Raw genomic sequence first — 17,648 nt, forward strand, 5'->3', positions numbered from 1 at the left:
TTACCCGTCGAGCGCCACGGCGGCCGGTTCCTGCTTGAAGACGACCCGTTCGAGAGCGTCGAGCATCCTGTAGGGGTCCTCGCGCTGCCAGACGTTGCGGCCGACGGCGAGGCCGCGGACACCGGCGTCAACGACACGTTCGACGAGTTCGAGGAAGGCCCGGTCGTCGACTTTTGCACCGCCACTGAGGACGAGCAGAACGTCGGCAGCGGCCTTCACGACGTGCTCCTGTACCCAGCGGAAGTCCTCGAACATCTCTGGTTCGCGGTTCGACCCGGGGTAGATGGTGTAGCCGATAGCGTCGGCTCCGAGTTCGGCAGCGTACTCCACCGACCAGTTCTGCGGCAAGTACGGCTCCCCGGACCAGAGGCTGGACGTGCCGTTGAGCTTCGCCAGCAGGGCCACGTCGTCCTCGTAACTGGGGTAGTACGTCTCGGTCAGGCCCTTCCCGATGCCGAGTGCCGTCACCGCGTCGTGTCTGGCCATCTCGAACACTTCCCGGGGGTCGAGGCGCTCTTCGACTCCTTCGAAGCCGCTGGGCCCGATTTCGGTCCCGTGGTCGTGGGCCAGGATTATGGTCTTGCCGTTACGAGCCATAGGGCTGTCTGTCAGCGAACACATATACCCGCCCGTCTCACCTCTCTCGGTAATATATTACGGTAGTCACGACGGGCCCTCAGTGAACTGACTCCGTCTCCGTCCGCCCGAGAGCGTCTCAATGTCGCGCCCGCCTTCACTCACCGGTGAGCACCCCTGCCCCATGCTTTATTAGTGATGACCGATACAGCTCCCGTATGGAACGTGCGCTCGTCGTCGTCAGTGACAGCGACAGTAGCAAATCGATGGTCAGAGAGGCAGGCGAACTCGCCGCCGGCGTCGGTGCAGACATCGTCCTGTACGCCGAGGCGACCGAGGAAGACATCGGATCTGTCGTCGAGAACCCCGAGACGTCAGTCGGTGGTCCCGGCCCGGGTAGCGCCGATGCAATCGACAACATCCACCGGTTCCTCGATAGGGTGGCCTCGGAGGAGTTGGCCGACGTCGACGTCGACTACGAGACTGCGTGTTCCGTCGTTCCCAGTTCGGGCCACGCCCAGAGTGTCCTGACGATAGCCGACGAGTACGACTGTGACCACCTGTTCCTCGTCGGAGACCGACGGACGCCGACGGGAAAGGCGCTGTTCGGTGATTACGTCCAGTCGCTTCTTCTGAACTTCGACGGAACCGTCACGACGGACCTCGTCTGACTCGCGGAGTGATTTCTCGCGGGGTTCGTCGCATCGACTAGCTTGCGCTGTGTTCCCGCGCCGTCCAGTGTTCATTTTCAGCGCCGTTCGGCCGGATCGTCGATGGCCTATCGTAGCGTCGTCTTTCGGTCAACCCGCTCTGAGAACCGACATCCTTGCACACTTCTGTGAAAATCCCGTTGGTTCCGGACACGAACACTCATCAATGCGCAATCTCCAAAATATTATAATGCATGACGTATTGGCTACCTGTAGGAAATGTCGAAACGATATCTGGAGGGGGCCTTGCGAAACCATCTCACGTCGGTCCGCAGGGACCTGATGACGGGGGTTTCGTACATGGTCCCATTCGTCACGACGGGCGGACTGTTGCTGGCGATGGCGTTCGCGTACGCCACGTTCTTCGGCGGCGGCACCGTCAGCGTCTTTGAGGCGACCGGGTCGGTCGGGTGGTTCCTCGCGCAACTCGGGACGGCGGGTCTGACACTGATGGTGCCGGTCCTCGGAGCGTACGTCGCCTACTCCATCGCGGGCCGGCCGGGAATCGCACCGGGATTCATCCTCTCGTACATCATCCAGCAGGGGCCGGTTCTGGAAGCGGCCGGGGAAGCGGTCGGCTTCCCGACGGCGATGGCCGAGGCGGGCTATCTCGGGGCGCTCGCCGTCGGTCTCTTGGTCGGCTACGTCGTCCGCCGCATCCGCGGACTCGACGTCCCCGACGCAATCAAACCGATGATGCCAGTCATGATTACGCCCGCGGGGACGGTCATCGCCCTGTTTCCGGTCGTCCTCTTCTGTATCGGCGTGCCTGGGGCCGTCGTCAACCAGTGGTTGCAGGGGTCGTTGGTGGACATCCAAAGCGGCAGGGCGATGATTGTCGGTGCGATACTCGGGGGGATGATGGCCTTCGACATGGGCGGCCCGGTCAACAAGGTCGCCTACCTCTTCGCGTTCGACCTGCTCAGAGTCGGCATCTACGAACCGATGGCCGCCGTGATGGTCGCAGGCATGACGCCGCCCATCGGGATGGCCATCGCTACTGTCGTCGCCCCGCACAAGTACCCGGACGCGATGTACGAGAACGCCAAGAGTGGCGTCATCCTCGGCGCCTCGTTCATCACGGAGGGGGCCATTCCCTACGCCGCCGCGGACCCGCTTCGGGTCATCCCGGGGATAGTCGCCGGGAGTTCCGTCGCCGCCAGCCTCGCGATGGGCGTAGGTCTCACGATGCCCGCGCCTCACGGCGGCATCTTCGTCGTGCCGCTCTCGAACGCACCGCTCACGTTTCTCGGTATCATCCTGCTGGGGTCGCTGGTCACCGCTGGCACGGTGACCGGTCTCAAACCGGACTCGGGGTGCGAGGACGACGAGGACGCCTCCTCCACGTGGGCGATGTTGTCCTGACCGTGAAGAGACGAGTTGTATCGGCACAATAACTGACCGCTGGGAGCTGTCGATGGCACCGTAATCCGTTTCAGCTGGTGTTCACAACACCGCCGTATCGGCCACCGCGTTGGCGCGACTGTCGCGGTCTCAGTCGCTCGTGGACTGGTGCTGTCGCCGCTCTCGCACTCAGACGACGACCATGCTACCAGAGAAACGGAAACGACTCATCGTCGAACGCGTAACGGAACAGGACGGCTGCAAGGCCGCGACTCTCGCCGCGGAACTGGATGTCTCGACGGCTACCATCCGCCGTGACCTCCGAGAACTCGAAGAGGAGGGTCGAATCGAGCGGTCTCACGGCGGCGCCGTTCCCGCGACCGCGCTGGCCAGCGAGCAGTCGTTCAGCCAGAAGGAGGTACAGCATCTCGAACAGAAACGAGCCATCGCCGAACGGGCCGTCGAAGAGATTCGATGCGGCGAAGTCGTCTTCTTCGACGCCGGCACCACGACGATGCAGATCGCCAAACGTATCGATCCCAGTGACTCGTTCGTCGCGGTCACGAACTCCCCTCTGCAGGCCCACACCCTCGGAGAAAACGATTTCCGAGTGAAGCTCACCGGTGGGACGCTCCGCGAGGAGACCCGCGCCTGCGTCGGGCCGAGTGCGGAGCGATTCGTCGACCGGACGAAATTCGACCTGCTCTTTCTCGGCACGAACGGTATCGACCCCGAAGCCGGGCTCCTGACTCCGAACGAAGACGAAGCCGAGGTGAAGTCCCGAATCGTCGAGGCCGCGTCTCGGGTCGTCCTCGTGGCCGATAGCTCGAAGGTGAACCAGCAGAGTTTCGTCCGCTTCGCCAGACTCGAAGACGTCGACCTCTTCGTCACCGATAGGCTCGACGATGCCGCCGTGTACGGTGCGTTCGATGACGCAGCAACGACCGTGGTCGAGGTGTCCCGATGATACTGACCGTCACATGAAATCCCACCGTCGACCACACGGTTACGCTATCCGATGCGTTGGTCGACGGGAGCCTCCCTTCCGGGACTCGACGCGGGTATCGTCGGCAGTGTGGCCGAGGCTGGCGGGTGCGATACCGCCGTCGACGTGGGCGGTGATACGCCTGAGAGCCTCGACGGCGACTACAGCCTCTGCAATCCCAGCGAATCGGAACTCGCCGTGACCGTCGACGGTCCCCTCGAATCCATCGCGGACGTCGTCGCCGCTGCGAGCGAACTGCGTCACTCGGGGTTCGAACGCGTCGCCGTCTCCCTCGGCGGCGACGGCGCCGTCCTCGTGGGAGCCGACGAGTCCTACCACGCAGAAGCGCCGTCCGTCGAAGTCGTCGACACCGTCGGCGCCGGAGACGCGTTGCTCGCGGGCCTCCTCGCCGCTTTTGACAATAGCGCCGACGATTCGACGGCACTCTCACAGGCTGTCGCCGTCGGATCCTTCGCCGTCACCGAACACGAAACCAGAGTCCTACCGCTCCGTGAGCTCCAATCACTCGCCGAGACAGTCGTCGTGGAACCCGTTGACGATGCCCGCCCGCGCCGAGAATGAATATATTTCGAGGGATATAGAACCAAATATCCCACATTATCGAGCCATATTGGAGATGTACGCCAATAAAAGCGTTATAAAGACAAACGCATCGTCAAATACGCGAATATTGTCGGCATTGTGGGAGCGTAACGGCCGTCGGAAGCGATAATACCTCGATTAGAACCTACGCTCTTGGGAAGCCATCCGTTCTAGTTTAACGCCAACGGCCGCGCAGTCTCCTGATTAGATACCGTTGGAGCTACCAGTTTGAGAAAACCCGGTGGCAAGTGTGACTTACGCGCCACCGGATTCAAAGAGCGTTTCCTTCCGACGAGTTGCACGAGCGCGCTCGCGCAACGAATCTCGTCCAACGAGAGCGGAAGTTCGACGCTGTTGCGCTGCTCTACACGCTCTCATTCGGCTTCGCTGCTGGATCAGACCGTTCCATTCAGGCATTTCTCGAACGCTTCCTCGAAATGGCTGACTGCAACGACCCCTCTTACTCAACCTTCCACGGTTGGTTCTCACCAGCCTTCGTCGCACTCCTTGGAGAGATTCTCGATGACGCCAGCGAGGATCTCGATACTGGCCAAGACGACCTGAATGGACGTCTCGAACGCGTTCGAAACGTCCTCATCGTAGATGCAACCATCATCTCCCTCTATCAAGATGCCGCCGACGTCTACGCAGCCACCGGAGATGACCAGGCCGGGCTGAAACTCCATCTCACTGAACCTCTCTCAACCGGCCTCCCGACACGGTTCCAGACAACCGACGGGAAAGCACAAGAGAGAAGCCAGCTACCCACCGTTGAGTGGATAGCTGGCGCACTCGTCTTGCTTGACCTCGGCTTCTACGGTTTCTGGTTGTTCGACTGTATTGACCAGAACGACGGCTGAGACAGGCGGGACCGAGTCCTATTCCAAGCACTCTGATGTGCAAGCTCTGTGCATACGCCGAAACCGTTATGCATCTATGTGCAGAACTTGCACATAGTATGAGTACAAGCGACGACCCCCGGCGGGTTCACTTCCAGTCGCCGGAGTATCTCGTCGACCGGCTGGACGCGATTGCGGAACTCTTCGACAAGGATCGGACGGATCTGCTCGTCGAGGCGATTCGCGAGTACATCGAAGACACAGCCGACAGCGAGACGTTTCAGGAGTTGGTCGCGACGAAGTACTACGACGGTCAACTCGAATTCGAGACGGTCAAGCAGTTGGTCGGTGCCGAGACCGCCCAGCGCCTCCGTCTGCTCAAAGCGGACCTCGAAGACGAGCCACTCGATCTCGCTGCCCCTGACGACGTCGACGTCTACGATGGCGACGCGACGGCGGTCGAGCCCACAGCCGACGACGAGCGATGAGCGGCCGGCGACTGCGAACGATCGTCGCCGACACCAGCGCGCTCGTCAGTCTCGCTGTACCCCGAGCTGATGCAGGCGTCGACACCGATACTCCGGACCCGTTCCAGTTTCTCCTCACCTCCTGTGACGTGTTCGTGCCACCGGAAGTCGTGACAGAGCTCCGTGACATCACGCAGTATCAGGACAGCCACGCCGCGGCTGCGAACAACGTTCTTGCGGCTCGGGGTCACTACACGATCGAGGACCCCTACGACCGCGACGAGACGCCGGACTCGCGGCCGACGTTCGGCCTCGACGACGGCGAAACCGATGGGATCGTCCTCGCGAACGCGCTCGACGTCGACGGGTTTCTTACCGACGAGTTCGGTGGGACGAACTTCCCACTGATTCACGCCGTGCTACAGGGGCCGCGGATCGTCCCGACGCCGCGACTCATCGTGGAGTACGCCCGGAACCGGCATCTGAGCCACGAAGAGGCTCGTACGCTGATCACGACGATCAGTCCACACCGCAGCTGGGAGAACAGTCCCTACGTTACGCAATTGCTCCAGCGCCTCGACGCGTAACCGGTCTTCGAGTGACCGTCATCCACGAGCTACAACGCCGGACACCCAGCGCCAGCGACGACTCCTGAAAGCCCTCGGCCGCGCCCTTTCTGAGTCCGTCAGGGCAGTAGCTGGTTCGTCGGGCGACGCCACCAGCTGAACAGGTGTGACGATCCGGCCCGCCCCGCTCACTGCGTTCGCGGGACCTCCGCGTGGCTCGCGACCGACCATTCCGGATTGTCGCGGTCTCGATCCCGTCCGATAGCGGGCTCGCGAACGCAGCGGGTAAGGACACGCAGAGGCATGTCGTTTCGCCAGGTTCAGCACACGTGTCTCCTGAAAAATAAGACTGATATAATGGCTATTGTAACGGTCGATACATGCCCTCCATGACACGCCGTGATGCCCTCGGCGTCTTCGCCGGCGTCGTCGGCGGCCTCGCCGGCTGTGCCGGTCTCCGTGGTGAAAGGTCGCCCCCAATCCGGCGATCGTGGTATACGGGACTTCGCAAACCCTCGTCCGTCGCCACGACCGGCGCCGGTCATCTCATTGCCGGATCGCACAGTCCGTTTCGAGATCGACCAATCGTCGCCGGATTGGATATTCAGACCGGTGAGAGCACCTGGACGGTGACGGTCGCGAAAGGCGAGAAATCGCCCATCGGCGTCGGTGACGGGCGGGCCTACGCCATCTCGAAGGCCGAAACGATGGTTGCTGTCGATGCGTCCACTGGTGACACGGTTTGGCAGCGTCCGCTCGCGCCGATCGACGATGCCGACCCCGGGGTCGTCGAGTTTGCCCCGATTCCCCTTGGCGACCGAATCGTGGTCCCAATTTCCGGCACCGAAGATGACGTGCCAGACCGGTTGGTTGGAGTCGCCCGTGCAGACGGTGAGACGCTCTTTACCCATCCCCTGCCCGCGTCGCTGTCGGGTGCTCCCGGCGCGACGTCCGGTGGCGTGATTGCACCCTTGGTCGACGGCCGTGTGCTCTCCCTCGACCGGACTGGGACCGTCGAATGGACTCGGGAGCTCGGTGCTGCGCTGTCAGCCGTGGGAGCCGCTGATGGGACCGCATACCTCGGCGCCGCCACAGAGGAACTACTCGCGCTGGACACCGCGAGCGGGAGCGTCGCTTGGCGCGGGTCGCTTGCCAACACCGTATTCACACGACCGTTAGTGACCGAAGAGCGCGTGTATGTTGGTGGCGCCGACTACACCCTCCGGGCGTTCGACGTCGCCTCAGGCCAGCAGGTATGGCGTGATGACCTCGGGAACGCCGTGACCCACGGGCCGATGCAGGTCGGCGACCGCTTGGTGACGCTGGTCGGCGGAACCCACCGTATCCGCGGCCCGAGCGGGACCATCCCGTTCAGCCCGACCGTGCTCTACATCCACGAGCAGGACGGCACGCGTGTCCGGACAATCCCGCTCGAGGGCAGACCCTTCGAGGACGGCGGCAGCGTCGAATGGGCACACGCGGCCGGCGAGACCGTCTACCTAGGACACACGTTCGGCCTGACACGGGTCGCTCCGGAGGCCATAAACGATGCGTGAACGCGACACCGACGCCACTGCCGATACGCACGACCCATCACGGGATGCAGGCGAACGACAGGACGGCCGAAACTGGTCGCGCCGCCAGACGCTCGCGTCGCTCGCATCGGCGGGGACGCTCGCGCTGGCTGGGTGCAGCCTGCAGTCAGTGACGTCCGGTGTGCAACCGCTTTGGGAGCATGACTTCTCGGCTGCCGTGGCCGCAGGCCCACCAGCCGCGACTGCCGACCACGTCGTCGTTGGTGGACAGGATAAGCGACTCCACGCGTTCACCGCTGACGGGGAGCGGGCTTTTACTTTCGAGACCGGTGGTCCAATCGAGGCACGACCAGCTGTCCCGACGTCGGGCGGCCCGGTCCACGTCCACAGCACCGACGGAGACCTCTACACAGTCGGCCTGTCGGGTACCGAACGATGGCACGTGGAGGGGCAAGCCCGAACCGGCTGGCTCGGTCGGCAAGGCTCGCTGCTGGTCGGCATCGATCCAGTCGGAGAGACGGTCACCGGCTACGATGCGCGCGACGGCACACGCCGCTTCCAGCAGTCGGGGCGGAGGTATCCGTATCCTACGCTCAGTGAGTCGGCCAGTATCGTTCCCGTTACAAACACGAACAGGGACACAAAGCTGGTTGCCCTTTCTCTAACAACAGGCGAGGTGCTATGGGAATCACCAGCCCGTGATGCCTATCCCCACGTCGTCGCTGCCGGCGACCGGATCGTGACGGTCCGCAATTCCACCGTGCGGATGCGCCGGGCCCGCGATGGGCACGTCCTGTGGGAGACCGCAGTGACCGGCGAGGTGATCAGCCACTTTGGGCCGCCGCTCTGGCTTGGCGAGCATGTCTACGTGCGAGCAGCCCGTGACGACCGCGCGGACGAGCTTGTCGCCATCAACCGCGATGACGGACCCGTTCAGTGGCGTCGGAACGTCGGGTACGAACTCGAGACAGTGACGGCGACTCCAGACGGTGTGTTCGTTGCGAGTTCGGTCAACGACCCCGACGGCGGCATCCTCGTCCGGCTGGACGCCTTCGCCCTCGATGGCACCCGGCGATGGCAGACGACGACCGACATCGCAATCGGCGGAACGGTGGAGGCGCTGAAGCGTGTCGGTGACGTCCTCGTTGTAGCCAGCGGCCACGAACTCGCCGCCTACGATCCTGTCAGCGGGTCGCGTCGGTGGCAATACGATCCAGAGTCCTATCGCATCGGCGTGGCAACGGCCGATGGCGCGTTGTACGTTTCTTACCGCGACACCGGTGGACTGGCACGGCTCCCGACTGGGTGACACGGCGGTATCGGCTCTCTCGTTCCTCAGCCGGAATTGGGTGTCCTGCCACCAATGCGAGTGCGGTCTCTGACCAGGATACCCACGACATCATCAGTTGAGGATACTACGAAATCACCCGGACGCTCACCGGCCGTGGCTCACTGCGCGCCTCGTGCCTGCGGTGCGTGCGTCGACGAGGCACGTCGAACGACTGGCTCTGCATGGCCGTCCCACCGCAGGTGGCCGTCGTCGACGAGGCCGGACAGTTGAGGCGACGGCGCTCGTCGTGCGGGAGTCCAGCGACGATTACCGGGCGTCGGTCGACGTTCGGTAGATCCGTGAGCCGGTTCGTGAAAACGTGGAAACGACACAGACCGACACCAACTGATTAGTCCCGAGGCATCGTCGCCCCGACAATGGGACACGACTCCGGTAGAGGTAGACGGTCGAAAGTCGAACGGCTCCTCGAAGCGTACGACTTAGAACCGCTGGGCTCGGAGCTGGAGGCTGCCTGGCTCGGCGAGGGACGAGAGCGCCAGAGTCTCCGATCGCTCGCCAACCGATTCAACCGGGCGCTCCTCGTCGCTGCGATTCGCGAGGCCGGGATGGACGTGGTCGACGGCGAGCCAGCCAATTTCTATCGGCTGTTGACCGACGACGACGTCAGTGCGGGCCAGCGCGTCGAAGCGCGAAACCGACTCGAACGCGGCGGCGTCGACGTCGAGCGTCTGGAAGACGACTTCGTCACGTATCAGGCAATTCGGCACTATCTCACGAACGTTCGCGGTGCGAGATACGAGCGAGGTGACGACACCGAACAGGTCGACCGGGAGCGTGACAGCATCGACCGGTTACAGTCTCGGGTCGAAACCGTCGTTCGGGACTCCGTGGACAGGTTACGGAACGCGGGACGGCTCACAGTCGGCGAGTATCGCGTGTTCGTCAGCGTCGAACTCCTGTGTCAGGACTGCGGCGGCCAGTTCAGCGTCGGTGACCTCCTCCGTCGCGGTGGCTGTCGATGCGAGCAGGACTATAGTAACAGTTGAAACGATTCACACACCGACCGCACCGCCGTCGTGCGGTCGGGAGTGCATCGATTTTCAATGGCTACTATAGCCGATATCGGTCACGCGATGGTACTCGTCTCGGAGTGCCTGGGCGTCCTCCGGGAGCAAGGCGACGACGAGGTAGGTGGGATAGGACGAGAAGTACTCGACGAGTGCCGCGATTCGTTCCGCGTCGATGGCCTCCAGCGAATCGAGTAGCATGAACGGGACTTGTTCGTGGACTTCGTGGACGAGGTAGCCCGCGAGCGCGAACACCAGCCCCGTGACCTCGCGCTCGCTCTCGCTGAGGTGGGCGATAGTGTCTTCGTAGACGGTCCCGCCTTCCGAACTCCGGACGACGTGCAGTTCGAACGTCGACCCCTCGACGACGTCCTCGGCCGTGATTTGGTCGACGGCGTCCGTGGGCTGGTCCGTCCGTTCGAGCCATATCCGTTCGAGGTTCTCGTAGCCGAGGATTTCGAGTAACTCGTCCATCCGCTCGTTGAACTGCTTGGTGGCGTCGCTCTCGAGTTGGTCGATACGGGTCCGCAGGTCGATGAGCTCTGCGACGGTGTCTTTCCGCTGTTCGACCAGTGACCCCTCCCGACGGATCTCGGCCTCTATCTCGTCTATCTCGTCGTTCAACTCGTCGAGTTCCGATTCAAGTCGGTCTAACTCGAACTCCAGTTCGTTGGCCTCGGTGTGCAGGTCGAGCACTTCGTCGAACTCTTCGGAGCGTAGCGAGGACACACGGGCTTCGAGTTCGGCGACCCGACTGGAGAGGTTGTCGCGCCGGTCTCGCAGGTCCGCGACGGTCGACTGACGGCGGTCGATTTCGTCGTCTATCTCCGCAATCGTCTCGCTCAGGTCTTCGTGTCGGTTCACCGCCGTCTCGATGTCGTCGCGTTCCGCGCTCAGTTCGTCCAGTGCTGCCTCGATGTCGTCGATTTCCGAGAGCGTCTCTTCCCGGTGGGTCCGCATCGTCTCTACGGTCGATTCGATGCGGTCACGCTTCACACGCGAACCACAGGTCCAGCAGGTCGTCTTCGATCCGCGGTAGAGTTGGTCGGTGATGTCGCCGACGCTCTCCGGTTTCGCGCCGATGGCTTCGGCAATCTGGGTGTGTTCACCGGCGAGTAACTCCTCGTTGAACCTGATGACGTTCTGCAGTCGGGTCGTGTACTCGGAGAGGTCACGCTTGCGCTCGCGACGCGCGGTAAGGTCGGCTTTGACCTCCTCGAGCCGTTCTTTCGGGGCGTCCGTGAGACTGGCCCGTTCCGCTGCGAGGCTCCCTCGCTCGTCACGTAGGGCGCTGATACTCTCCTGTTCTGACTGAATCTCGTCCCGGACGCGCCTGAGTTCGGACCGCGTCGCCTGCAGTTCGTCGAGCGCCGTCTCCAGTTCGTTCTTGTTCTGGCGCGTTATCTCGGCGTCTAGCGTCCGGTCGTCGATGTCGGCCTCGACCGATCGGAGTTCGTCCCGCACGTCCTCGATTTCGTCCCGGAGCGTCGCCCGTCGCTGTTCGAGATCCGGGAGGTCCTGTTTCAGCGACGCCACCGCGTCGAGTTCGTCGTCGATAGCCGCCTTCCGCTGTTCGGCGTCGCGTATCTCCCGGCGCAACGCCGCGAGGTCGACCGGGCGCATGATGACTTCCCGGAGGTCGTCGCCGCGGACGACGGCCTGTCTCGCCTCGTTGCCTTCTAGGAGGAACGCGAACAGGTTCGCGAGCGTCGGGTCCGAGAGTACGCCGCTGCCAGACCCAACGACCCCGTCCTCGGTTCTGGTAGCTGTCCGCGTGTACGTCTCGCCGTCCACAGTCAGTTCGACGCGCCCCCGGTCTGCACTCCCCTTGACGGACGTCCAGTCGCTCCCGTGGGCGGCCATTATCGCCTGCAGGAACGACGTCCGGTTCGTCGCGTTGCGGCCGGCGAGTATCGTCACACCCGGCGGTATCTCGACTGTCGCCGATTCGATACCACCGATGTGCTCGACGTCGAACGCCGCTTGGTCACCGGTGGTCCCAGCCGATTCCATACGCGTACGTGTGCGACTGTAACGCTTAAACACTGGGGCGCTCCGGACCGCGAGTTGGGTTCCCGGACGGAACGTAACAGAAAGGCTAACAGCCATATGCGTGTTATTTTACCGATCTGCCGCCCAGCCAACCGATCAAAAACAGCTATCTCACCATTCCAATCGGTCACATGCGCCCTAAAACAATCACTAACGCGAATCTTTATGTACAACTATTGACGACGCTGGCGATGTAGTTCGCAATGTCCGATAGCAACCAAATCGAAAGTGCGCTCCGCGCTCACGTGACCTCCGTCAAGGAGGACCTGATGACCGGCGTGTCGTTCATGATCCCCTTCGTCACCATCGGTGGCATCTTCCTCGCCGTCGCATACGCGGTGGGTGACACGCAGGCCGTCTTCGAGAACACCGGTTCCGCCGGGTGGTTCCTCGCCCAGATAGGCGTCGCCGGCCTGACCATCATGGTGCCGATCCTCGGTGCCTACATCGCGTACGCCATCGCAGACCGCCCCGGGCTGGCACCCGGCTTCCTGCTGGCGTACATCCTCCAGCAGGGCACAGTCATCGAGGAAGCGGCCGGCGTCATCGGCCTCTCCGGCGGCGGCGCGGGGGCCGGCTACCTCGGCGCGATCGTCGCCGGCCTGCTGGCCGGGTACGTCGCCCGCTGGTTCAAGAACCGCAACGTACCAGAGTTCCTCCAGCCGATGATGCCGGTACTCATCATCCCGGTCGCGACGATGGCCGTCCTCACACCCATCATGCTGTTCGTGCTGGGCGTGCCCGTCGCACTCGCCAACCAGGGCCTCACCGGGTTCCTCGAATCGATGCAGGGCGGGCAGGCGGTCGTCGTCGGCCTCGTCCTCGGTGGGATGATGGCGTTCGACATGGGCGGTCCGGTCAACAAGGTAGCGTACGTCTTCTCGACGGGCCTCATCACCGAAGGCATCTACGCGCCGATGGCCGCCGTGATGATCGGCGGGATGGTTCCCCCCATCGGGATGGCTCTCTCCACCTTCATCGCCCCACACAAGTACGCGGCCGAGATGTACGAGAACGCCAAGAGCGGCGTCGTACTGGGCTCCTCGTTCATCACGGAGGGTGCGATTCCGTACGCGGCGGCCGACCCGCTCCGCGTCATCCCGTCGGTCGTCGCCGGGAGCGCCGTCGGCGGCGCCGCGTCGATGGCGATGGGCGTGACGATGCCCGCCCCCCACGGCGGCATCTTCGTCGTGTTGCTGTCGAACAAGCCCCTGCTGTTCCTCGGGTGCATCCTGCTGGGCTCGCTGGTCACCGCGACCGTCGCGACGCTCGTCAAACCCGACTTCGAGGACCGTATCGCGGCCGAACAGGAAGCGGCGAACGCGACGCCGAGCGACGACTGAGAACGGACGAACGGTAGCGCGCTGACCGCAACACCCCCACAAGAGACACAATGACAGACGCAATCCAACGGGACGACATCGACGAACTGCTCCCGGCGAGCCACATCTCGCTGGCCGAACCACCCGCCGAGAAGGAAGCATGTATCGAACACCTGCTCGACCTGCTGGTCGACGCCGGTCGCGTCGAGGACCGACAGACCGCCCTCGACGCGCTGCTGACCCGCGAAGAGCAGACGACGACCGGCGTCGGCATGGGTATCGGCATCCCGCACGCGAAGACCGACGCCGTCTCGAAACCGTCGCTCGCGTTCACCCGCTCGGAGGACGGCGTCGACTTCGGGTCGATGGACGGCGAACCCGCGACGCTCATCTTCCAGATACTCGTTCCGGAGGAAGGCGGCGAGGACCACCTCAGCATCCTCAGTTCGCTCTCGCGCTCCCTGATGCACGACGACGTGCGCGAGCGACTCCACGAGGCCGACGACGAGGCGGCAGTGCAGAACACGCTCCGGGAGGCGCTCGCATGAGCGTCGAACGCACCGTCACCATCGTCCCCGAAGCGGGACTGCACGCCCGCCCGGCGGCGGCGTTCGTCGAGGCCGTCAACGACCACGAAGCCGAGGTCTCGGCCGGGCAACCCGGCGACGACCTCGTGCAGGCGGGGAGCATGATTGCCGTCACCAGTCTCGGCGTCGGGCAGGGAGACGAACTCCGCCTCGTCGCCGACGGCCCCGACGCGGCGGCCGTGCTCGACGAACTCGAAGACATACTGACCACACCGGAGGAGGAGTTGAGCGCCTGACGATGGCAGACCGAACCCTCCACGGAACCGGTGCCACGCCGCGCTCCGGCCTCGGTACTGTCGTCTGGTACGACCCAGAAGTCACGCTCCCCGACCCCGAGGACGTGACCGTCGACCGCGACGCCGAGAGCGAGCAGTTCGCTGCCGCTGTCGAGACGGCCCGCGCCGAACTCGAAGCCGAACGCGCGGCGACCGCCGACCGCGTCGGCGAGGACGAGGCCGCCGTCTTCGACGCGCACATTCAGTTCCTCGAAGACCCGACCATCGAGGACGCTGTCGAGACGAGCATCGCTGACGGCCTGCCCGCCGCGAACGCCGTCGACGACGCCTTCGGCGAGCACATCGAGCAGTTCGAGGGGATGGACGGCCGGATGGCCGAGCGAGCGGACGACCTCCGGGACGTCCGTGACCGCCTCCTGCGAGTGCTGACCGACAGCGAGCGCGTCACCCTCGGACAGGTCCCCGAAGGCAGCGTCGTCCTCGCCGAACGATTGACGCCCAGCGACACGGCGCAACTAGACCCCGACACTGTCGCGGGATTCGCGACCGTGACCGGTGGTCGAACTTCCCACGCGGCCATCTTCGCCCGGTCGCTCGCGCTGCCGGCCGTCGTCGGCGTCGGCGATGCGCTCGACGACGTCGCGGAGGGGGCCGAAGTCGTCGTCGACGGTGACGCCGGCACGCTACTGGTCGGCCCCGACGAGGACGAACGCGAGGCGGCGGCCGCCGATACCGGTGCTGCAGTCGTCGAGGAAGCCGTCGAGACGACCGACGGGCATCACGTCGAAGTCGCGGCGAACGTCGGTCGACCCGAGGAGTTGTCGGCCGCCGCCGACCGCGGGGCCGACGGCGTCGGCCTGTTCCGGACCGAGTTCCTCTTCCTCGACCGAGAGTCGCCCCCCTCGGAGGACGAGCAGTACGAGGCCGTCCGCGAGGCACTCGATACGTTCCCCGACGGCCGCGTCGTCGTACGCACGCTCGACATCGGTGGCGACAAGCGTATCCCGTATCTCGACCTCCCCGAGGAGGAGAACCCCTTCCTCGGCGAGCGGGGGATTCGTCGCTCGCTGGACCCGGACTCGGGCCTCTTTGCGACCCAACTCCGGGCGCTCCTGCGGGCGGCGGCCGACGGCGCCGGCGAACTGAACGTCATGTTCCCGCTCGTCGCCAGCGTCGAGGAACTCGAATCGGCGCTCGACGCCGTCGACTCGGCGGCCGCGGACCTCGACGACCGGGGCGTCGCCTACGAGCGGCCGTCGCTGGGCGTGATGATAGAGACACCCGGCGCCGTGTTCGTGGCCGACGAACTCGCGGCGCGCGTCGACTTCCTCTCCATCGGGACGAACGACCTCACCCAGTACGTGATGGCCGCCGACCGCGAGAACGAGCGCGTCGGCGACCTCCACGACCCGACCTACCCCGGCGTCGTGCGGGCCATTCACCGAACGGTAGCACAGGCCCACGCGGCAGACGCGTGGGTCGGGATGTGCGGTGAGATGGCCGGCGACCCCGACCTGACGGAACTGCTCGTCGGTCTCGGGTTGGACGAACTCTCGATGAGCGCCGTCACCATCCCCGACGTGAAGACCGAAGTCAGCGAGACCGAGTACAGCACCGCGAGCGAGCGTGCCGACGACGCTCGCCTCGCCGCAACGCGCAGTGCAGTCCAGACCACCATTCAAGACACATGAAATTCGTCGCAGTAACCGCGTGCCCGACGGGCATCGCACACAGCCAGATGGCAGCAGAGAACTTAGAACAGACCGCGGCCGAACAGGGTCACGACATCGAAGTCGAGATTCAGGGTGCCATGGGCGCGGAGAACGAACTCTCCGCGGCCGACATCGAATCGGCCGACGCCGCCATCATCGCGGCCGACACGTCCGTCAACCGCGACCGCTTCGAGGACGCGAACGTCCCCGTCGTCAAGGGGACCGTCAAGGACGCCGTCAACGACGTCGAGGGCCTGCTCGCAGCGGCCGTCGAGACCGCTGGCGGTGACGCCGAGAGAGACACGTCCGAGACGAGCGACGCGAGCGAGGCCGAGGACAGCGAACCCCAGCGTCGCCGCGGTGGCGACCGCTCGAAGAGCCTCGCCAACCGACTGAAGCGCCTGTTCACGTAAGTTACCGGTCCGTCACGGCCAGCGCCCCGTACGCGGCGCGCTGGCGGGACAGACAGCCCAGACAGTATCCACCAAACCGATGCAGTACCTCACCGACTCACCACTCGTTCGCAACGACAAGACGCTCGTACTGGCACACGACCACGGCCTCGAACACGGGCCGAAGCAGTTCAGCGGCGTCGAGGAGCGCCTCGACCCCCGCGAAGTGTTCGAGATGGCGACCCACGACGCCGTCACGGCGCTGGCGGTCGGCAAAGGACTCGCAGAAACCTACTACCCGAGCTACGAGGACGACGTGAACCTCCTCGCGAAGCTCAACGGCGGCTCGGACCTCTGGATGGGCGACCCCTACTCCGCCCACAACTGGTCGGTCGAGTACGCCGCCGAACTGGGCGCCGACGCCATCGGCTACACCATCTACCCCGGCGTGAACAAAGAGCCCGAGATGTTCGAGGACTTCCGCCCGGTACAGGAGGCCGCCCGCGACCACGACCTCCCGATCGCGATGTGGTCGTACCCGCGCGGACAGGCCGTCAAGGAACACCGGAGCCGCGACATCATCGCCTACGCCGCCCGCATCGGGCTGGAACTCGGCGCCGACTTCACGAAGGTGAAATACCCCCGGGACAAGGACGCGATGGCCCACGCCGTCGACGCCGCCGCCGACAACCGCGTCCTGCTCTCCGGCGGCTCGAAAACCTCCGACCGCGACTTCCTCGAACTCGTCGCCGACTGCATGGACGTCGGCGTCTCGGGGCTGGCCGTCGGCCGAAACGTCTGGCAGCGCGAGGACCCCGACGACATCCTCGATAAGTTAGAAGGCGTCGTCTTCGAGGAAGCGGCCGTCGAAGACGTGCTGTAAGCACGAGTAGCCACCGAGCCCGAGGGCGTCGAAGTCACATCAAACCGTCCGCTATCAAACCAACGTGAGAACGTTGCTTTCACTGAATGCTGTTCTCAGGGAGAACCTCCCTCGAACGAGTCAGGGATCGGGTTTGTCAGTTGTGCTAGGGAATTAAACACGATTGTGATTTTTCGTCCGACGGGAGCTCACCATCCACCGAATTGATACTTGCTAACTTAGGCAGTATATGTATATCCGACAGCTGATGGCTGGTTTCCGGAGTTGGATTTCGAGAGACCACGACAGGAAAGTCGAGTCCTCATCTTTCGACCTGTATTCCTTTTCCAAAATACAGAAACCGGGATAGCAACACGTCGTAACCAACACGAGATGGGACTGGTCCGAAGTGTTGGGGAAGAAGTCGCACGACGGTGTCTGGAGTTCTCGAACTGGCTTGACCGCGAACGTGTCTGGATCGCTAGTGGGGCCCACATAGTAG

The 17,648-nt window shown here is 64.0% G+C and carries 17 protein-coding genes and 1 pseudogene; 16 read left to right on the plus strand and 2 right to left on the minus strand.

The window, feature by feature from the left end; translation table 11 throughout:
* Positions 1 to 621: an aldolase gene (locus tag NDI85_RS18660; RefSeq protein WP_310916616.1), complete on the minus strand. Its 621-nt coding sequence runs from the start codon at positions 619 to 621 to the stop codon at positions 1 to 3.
* 173 nt (positions 622 to 794) lie between these two features.
* Here NDI85_RS18660 and NDI85_RS18665 point away from each other — a divergent pair, with 173 nt between their 5' ends.
* The 10 genes and pseudogenes from NDI85_RS18665 (at position 795) to rdfA (ending at position 9,962) form a co-directional block, all read left to right on the plus strand.
* Positions 795 to 1,247 carry a universal stress protein gene (locus tag NDI85_RS18665; RefSeq protein ID WP_188997729.1) on the plus strand — a complete coding sequence of 151 codons (453 nt, stop codon included), beginning with the start codon at positions 795 to 797 and terminating at the stop codon, positions 1,245 to 1,247.
* Positions 1,248 to 1,505: 258 nt separating this feature from the next.
* A complete protein-coding gene (locus tag NDI85_RS18670; RefSeq protein WP_188997731.1) occupies positions 1,506 to 2,651 on the plus strand; it encodes a PTS fructose transporter subunit IIC in 1,146 nt (381 codons plus the stop codon).
* A 181-nt stretch (positions 2,652 to 2,832) separates the two neighbouring features.
* On the plus strand, positions 2,833 to 3,597 hold the full coding sequence (gene glpR, locus NDI85_RS18675) for an HTH-type transcriptional regulator GlpR (RefSeq protein ID WP_188997733.1): 765 nt from the start codon (positions 2,833 to 2,835) through the stop codon (positions 3,595 to 3,597).
* Between the two features lie 51 nt (positions 3,598 to 3,648).
* Positions 3,649 to 4,197, plus strand: a complete 549-nt coding sequence (locus tag NDI85_RS18680) for a PfkB family carbohydrate kinase (RefSeq protein ID WP_310916617.1) — start codon at positions 3,649 to 3,651, stop codon at positions 4,195 to 4,197.
* A gap of 290 nt (positions 4,198 to 4,487) precedes the next feature.
* Positions 4,488 to 5,075 (plus strand): annotated as a pseudogene (locus NDI85_RS18685) (IS4 family transposase); the annotation flags it as partial.
* Between the two features lie 101 nt (positions 5,076 to 5,176).
* Positions 5,177 to 5,545, plus strand: a complete 369-nt coding sequence (locus NDI85_RS18690; RefSeq protein WP_188997737.1) for a hypothetical protein — start codon at positions 5,177 to 5,179, stop codon at positions 5,543 to 5,545.
* Entirely contained in the window at positions 5,542 to 6,111 is a 570-nt protein-coding gene (locus NDI85_RS18695; protein WP_310916618.1) for a hypothetical protein, read from the plus strand. The genes NDI85_RS18690 and NDI85_RS18695 overlap by 4 nt, the downstream gene beginning before the upstream one ends.
* A 359-nt stretch (positions 6,112 to 6,470) precedes the next feature.
* Positions 6,471 to 7,646: a PQQ-binding-like beta-propeller repeat protein gene (locus tag NDI85_RS18700; protein WP_310916619.1), complete on the plus strand. Its 1,176-nt coding sequence runs from the start codon at positions 6,471 to 6,473 to the stop codon at positions 7,644 to 7,646.
* A complete protein-coding gene (locus tag NDI85_RS18705; protein ID WP_310916620.1) occupies positions 7,639 to 8,934 on the plus strand; it encodes a PQQ-binding-like beta-propeller repeat protein in 1,296 nt (431 codons plus the stop codon). Before NDI85_RS18700 ends, NDI85_RS18705 begins: the two co-directional genes overlap by 8 nt.
* A 398-nt stretch (positions 8,935 to 9,332) precedes the next feature.
* Positions 9,333 to 9,962 (plus strand): rod-determining factor RdfA, encoded by a 630-nt coding sequence (rdfA, locus tag NDI85_RS18710; RefSeq protein ID WP_188997744.1) that lies wholly within the window; start codon positions 9,333 to 9,335, stop codon positions 9,960 to 9,962.
* Between the two features lie 54 nt (positions 9,963 to 10,016).
* On the opposite strand, the gene NDI85_RS18715 is transcribed toward rdfA, so the two are convergent.
* Positions 10,017 to 11,996, minus strand: coding sequence for an archaea-specific SMC-related protein (locus NDI85_RS18715; RefSeq protein WP_310916621.1), 1,980 nt, complete (start codon positions 11,994 to 11,996; stop codon positions 10,017 to 10,019).
* A 242-nt stretch (positions 11,997 to 12,238) separates the two neighbouring features.
* On the opposite strand from NDI85_RS18715, the gene NDI85_RS18720 reads away from it, so the two are divergent.
* The 6 genes from NDI85_RS18720 to NDI85_RS18745 all read left to right on the plus strand — a co-directional run bounded on the left by NDI85_RS18720 (position 12,239) and on the right by NDI85_RS18745 (position 17,167).
* Entirely contained in the window at positions 12,239 to 13,378 is a 1,140-nt protein-coding gene (locus tag NDI85_RS18720; RefSeq protein ID WP_188997748.1) for a PTS fructose transporter subunit IIC, read from the plus strand.
* A 50-nt stretch (positions 13,379 to 13,428) separates the two neighbouring features.
* On the plus strand, positions 13,429 to 13,905 hold the full coding sequence (locus tag NDI85_RS18725) for a PTS sugar transporter subunit IIA (protein WP_188997750.1): 477 nt from the start codon (positions 13,429 to 13,431) through the stop codon (positions 13,903 to 13,905).
* Positions 13,902 to 14,180, plus strand: a complete 279-nt coding sequence (locus NDI85_RS18730; protein ID WP_166973170.1) for an HPr family phosphocarrier protein — start codon at positions 13,902 to 13,904, stop codon at positions 14,178 to 14,180. The genes NDI85_RS18725 and NDI85_RS18730 overlap by 4 nt, the downstream gene beginning before the upstream one ends.
* Positions 14,181 to 14,182: 2 nt before the next feature.
* Complete coding sequence (gene ptsP / locus NDI85_RS18735) at positions 14,183 to 15,871, plus strand: phosphoenolpyruvate--protein phosphotransferase (protein ID WP_310916622.1); 1,689 nt, start codon at positions 14,183 to 14,185, stop codon at positions 15,869 to 15,871.
* Positions 15,868 to 16,305 (plus strand): PTS fructose transporter subunit IIB, encoded by a 438-nt coding sequence (locus tag NDI85_RS18740; RefSeq protein ID WP_188997754.1) that lies wholly within the window; start codon positions 15,868 to 15,870, stop codon positions 16,303 to 16,305. Before ptsP ends, NDI85_RS18740 begins: the two co-directional genes overlap by 4 nt.
* A gap of 79 nt (positions 16,306 to 16,384) precedes the next feature.
* A complete protein-coding gene (locus NDI85_RS18745; protein ID WP_310916623.1) occupies positions 16,385 to 17,167 on the plus strand; it encodes an aldolase in 783 nt (260 codons plus the stop codon).
* Positions 17,168 to 17,648: the final 481 nt, after the last annotated feature.

It is taken from the genome of Haloarcula sp. S1AR25-4 (assembly GCF_031624555.1).
GTDB classification, from domain to species: Archaea; Halobacteriota; Halobacteria; order Halobacteriales; family Haloarculaceae; genus Haloarcula; species Haloarcula pellucida.

Bases quoted from the DNA above. Each gene is read 5' to 3' on its own strand.
- NDI85_RS18730 (WP_166973170.1), top strand. From the start codon at position 13,902: ATGAGCGTCGAACGCACCGTCACCATCGTCCCCGAAGCGGGACTGCAC.
- NDI85_RS18695 (WP_310916618.1), top strand. From the start codon at position 5,542: ATGAGCGGCCGGCGACTGCGAACGATCGTCGCCGACACCAGCGCGCTC.
- ptsP (WP_310916622.1), top strand. From the start codon at position 14,183: ATGGCAGACCGAACCCTCCACGGAACCGGTGCCACGCCGCGCTCCGGC.
- NDI85_RS18690 (WP_188997737.1), top strand. From the start codon at position 5,177: ATGAGTACAAGCGACGACCCCCGGCGGGTTCACTTCCAGTCGCCGGAG.
- NDI85_RS18745 (WP_310916623.1), top strand. From the start codon at position 16,385: ATGCAGTACCTCACCGACTCACCACTCGTTCGCAACGACAAGACGCTC.
- glpR (WP_188997733.1), top strand. From the start codon at position 2,833: ATGCTACCAGAGAAACGGAAACGACTCATCGTCGAACGCGTAACGGAA.
- NDI85_RS18660 (WP_310916616.1), bottom strand. From the start codon at position 621: ATGTGTTCGCTGACAGACAGCCCTATGGCTCGTAACGGCAAGACCATA.
- NDI85_RS18700 (WP_310916619.1), top strand. From the start codon at position 6,471: ATGCCCTCCATGACACGCCGTGATGCCCTCGGCGTCTTCGCCGGCGTC.
- NDI85_RS18705 (WP_310916620.1), top strand. From the start codon at position 7,639: ATGCGTGAACGCGACACCGACGCCACTGCCGATACGCACGACCCATCA.
- NDI85_RS18670 (WP_188997731.1), top strand. From the start codon at position 1,506: ATGTCGAAACGATATCTGGAGGGGGCCTTGCGAAACCATCTCACGTCG.
- NDI85_RS18715 (WP_310916621.1), bottom strand. From the start codon at position 11,996: ATGGAATCGGCTGGGACCACCGGTGACCAAGCGGCGTTCGACGTCGAG.
- NDI85_RS18680 (WP_310916617.1), top strand. From the start codon at position 3,649: ATGCGTTGGTCGACGGGAGCCTCCCTTCCGGGACTCGACGCGGGTATC.
- NDI85_RS18740 (WP_188997754.1), top strand. From the start codon at position 15,868: ATGAAATTCGTCGCAGTAACCGCGTGCCCGACGGGCATCGCACACAGC.
- NDI85_RS18725 (WP_188997750.1), top strand. From the start codon at position 13,429: ATGACAGACGCAATCCAACGGGACGACATCGACGAACTGCTCCCGGCG.
- rdfA (WP_188997744.1), top strand. From the start codon at position 9,333: ATGGGACACGACTCCGGTAGAGGTAGACGGTCGAAAGTCGAACGGCTC.
- NDI85_RS18665 (WP_188997729.1), top strand. From the start codon at position 795: ATGGAACGTGCGCTCGTCGTCGTCAGTGACAGCGACAGTAGCAAATCG.
- NDI85_RS18720 (WP_188997748.1), top strand. From the start codon at position 12,239: ATGTCCGATAGCAACCAAATCGAAAGTGCGCTCCGCGCTCACGTGACC.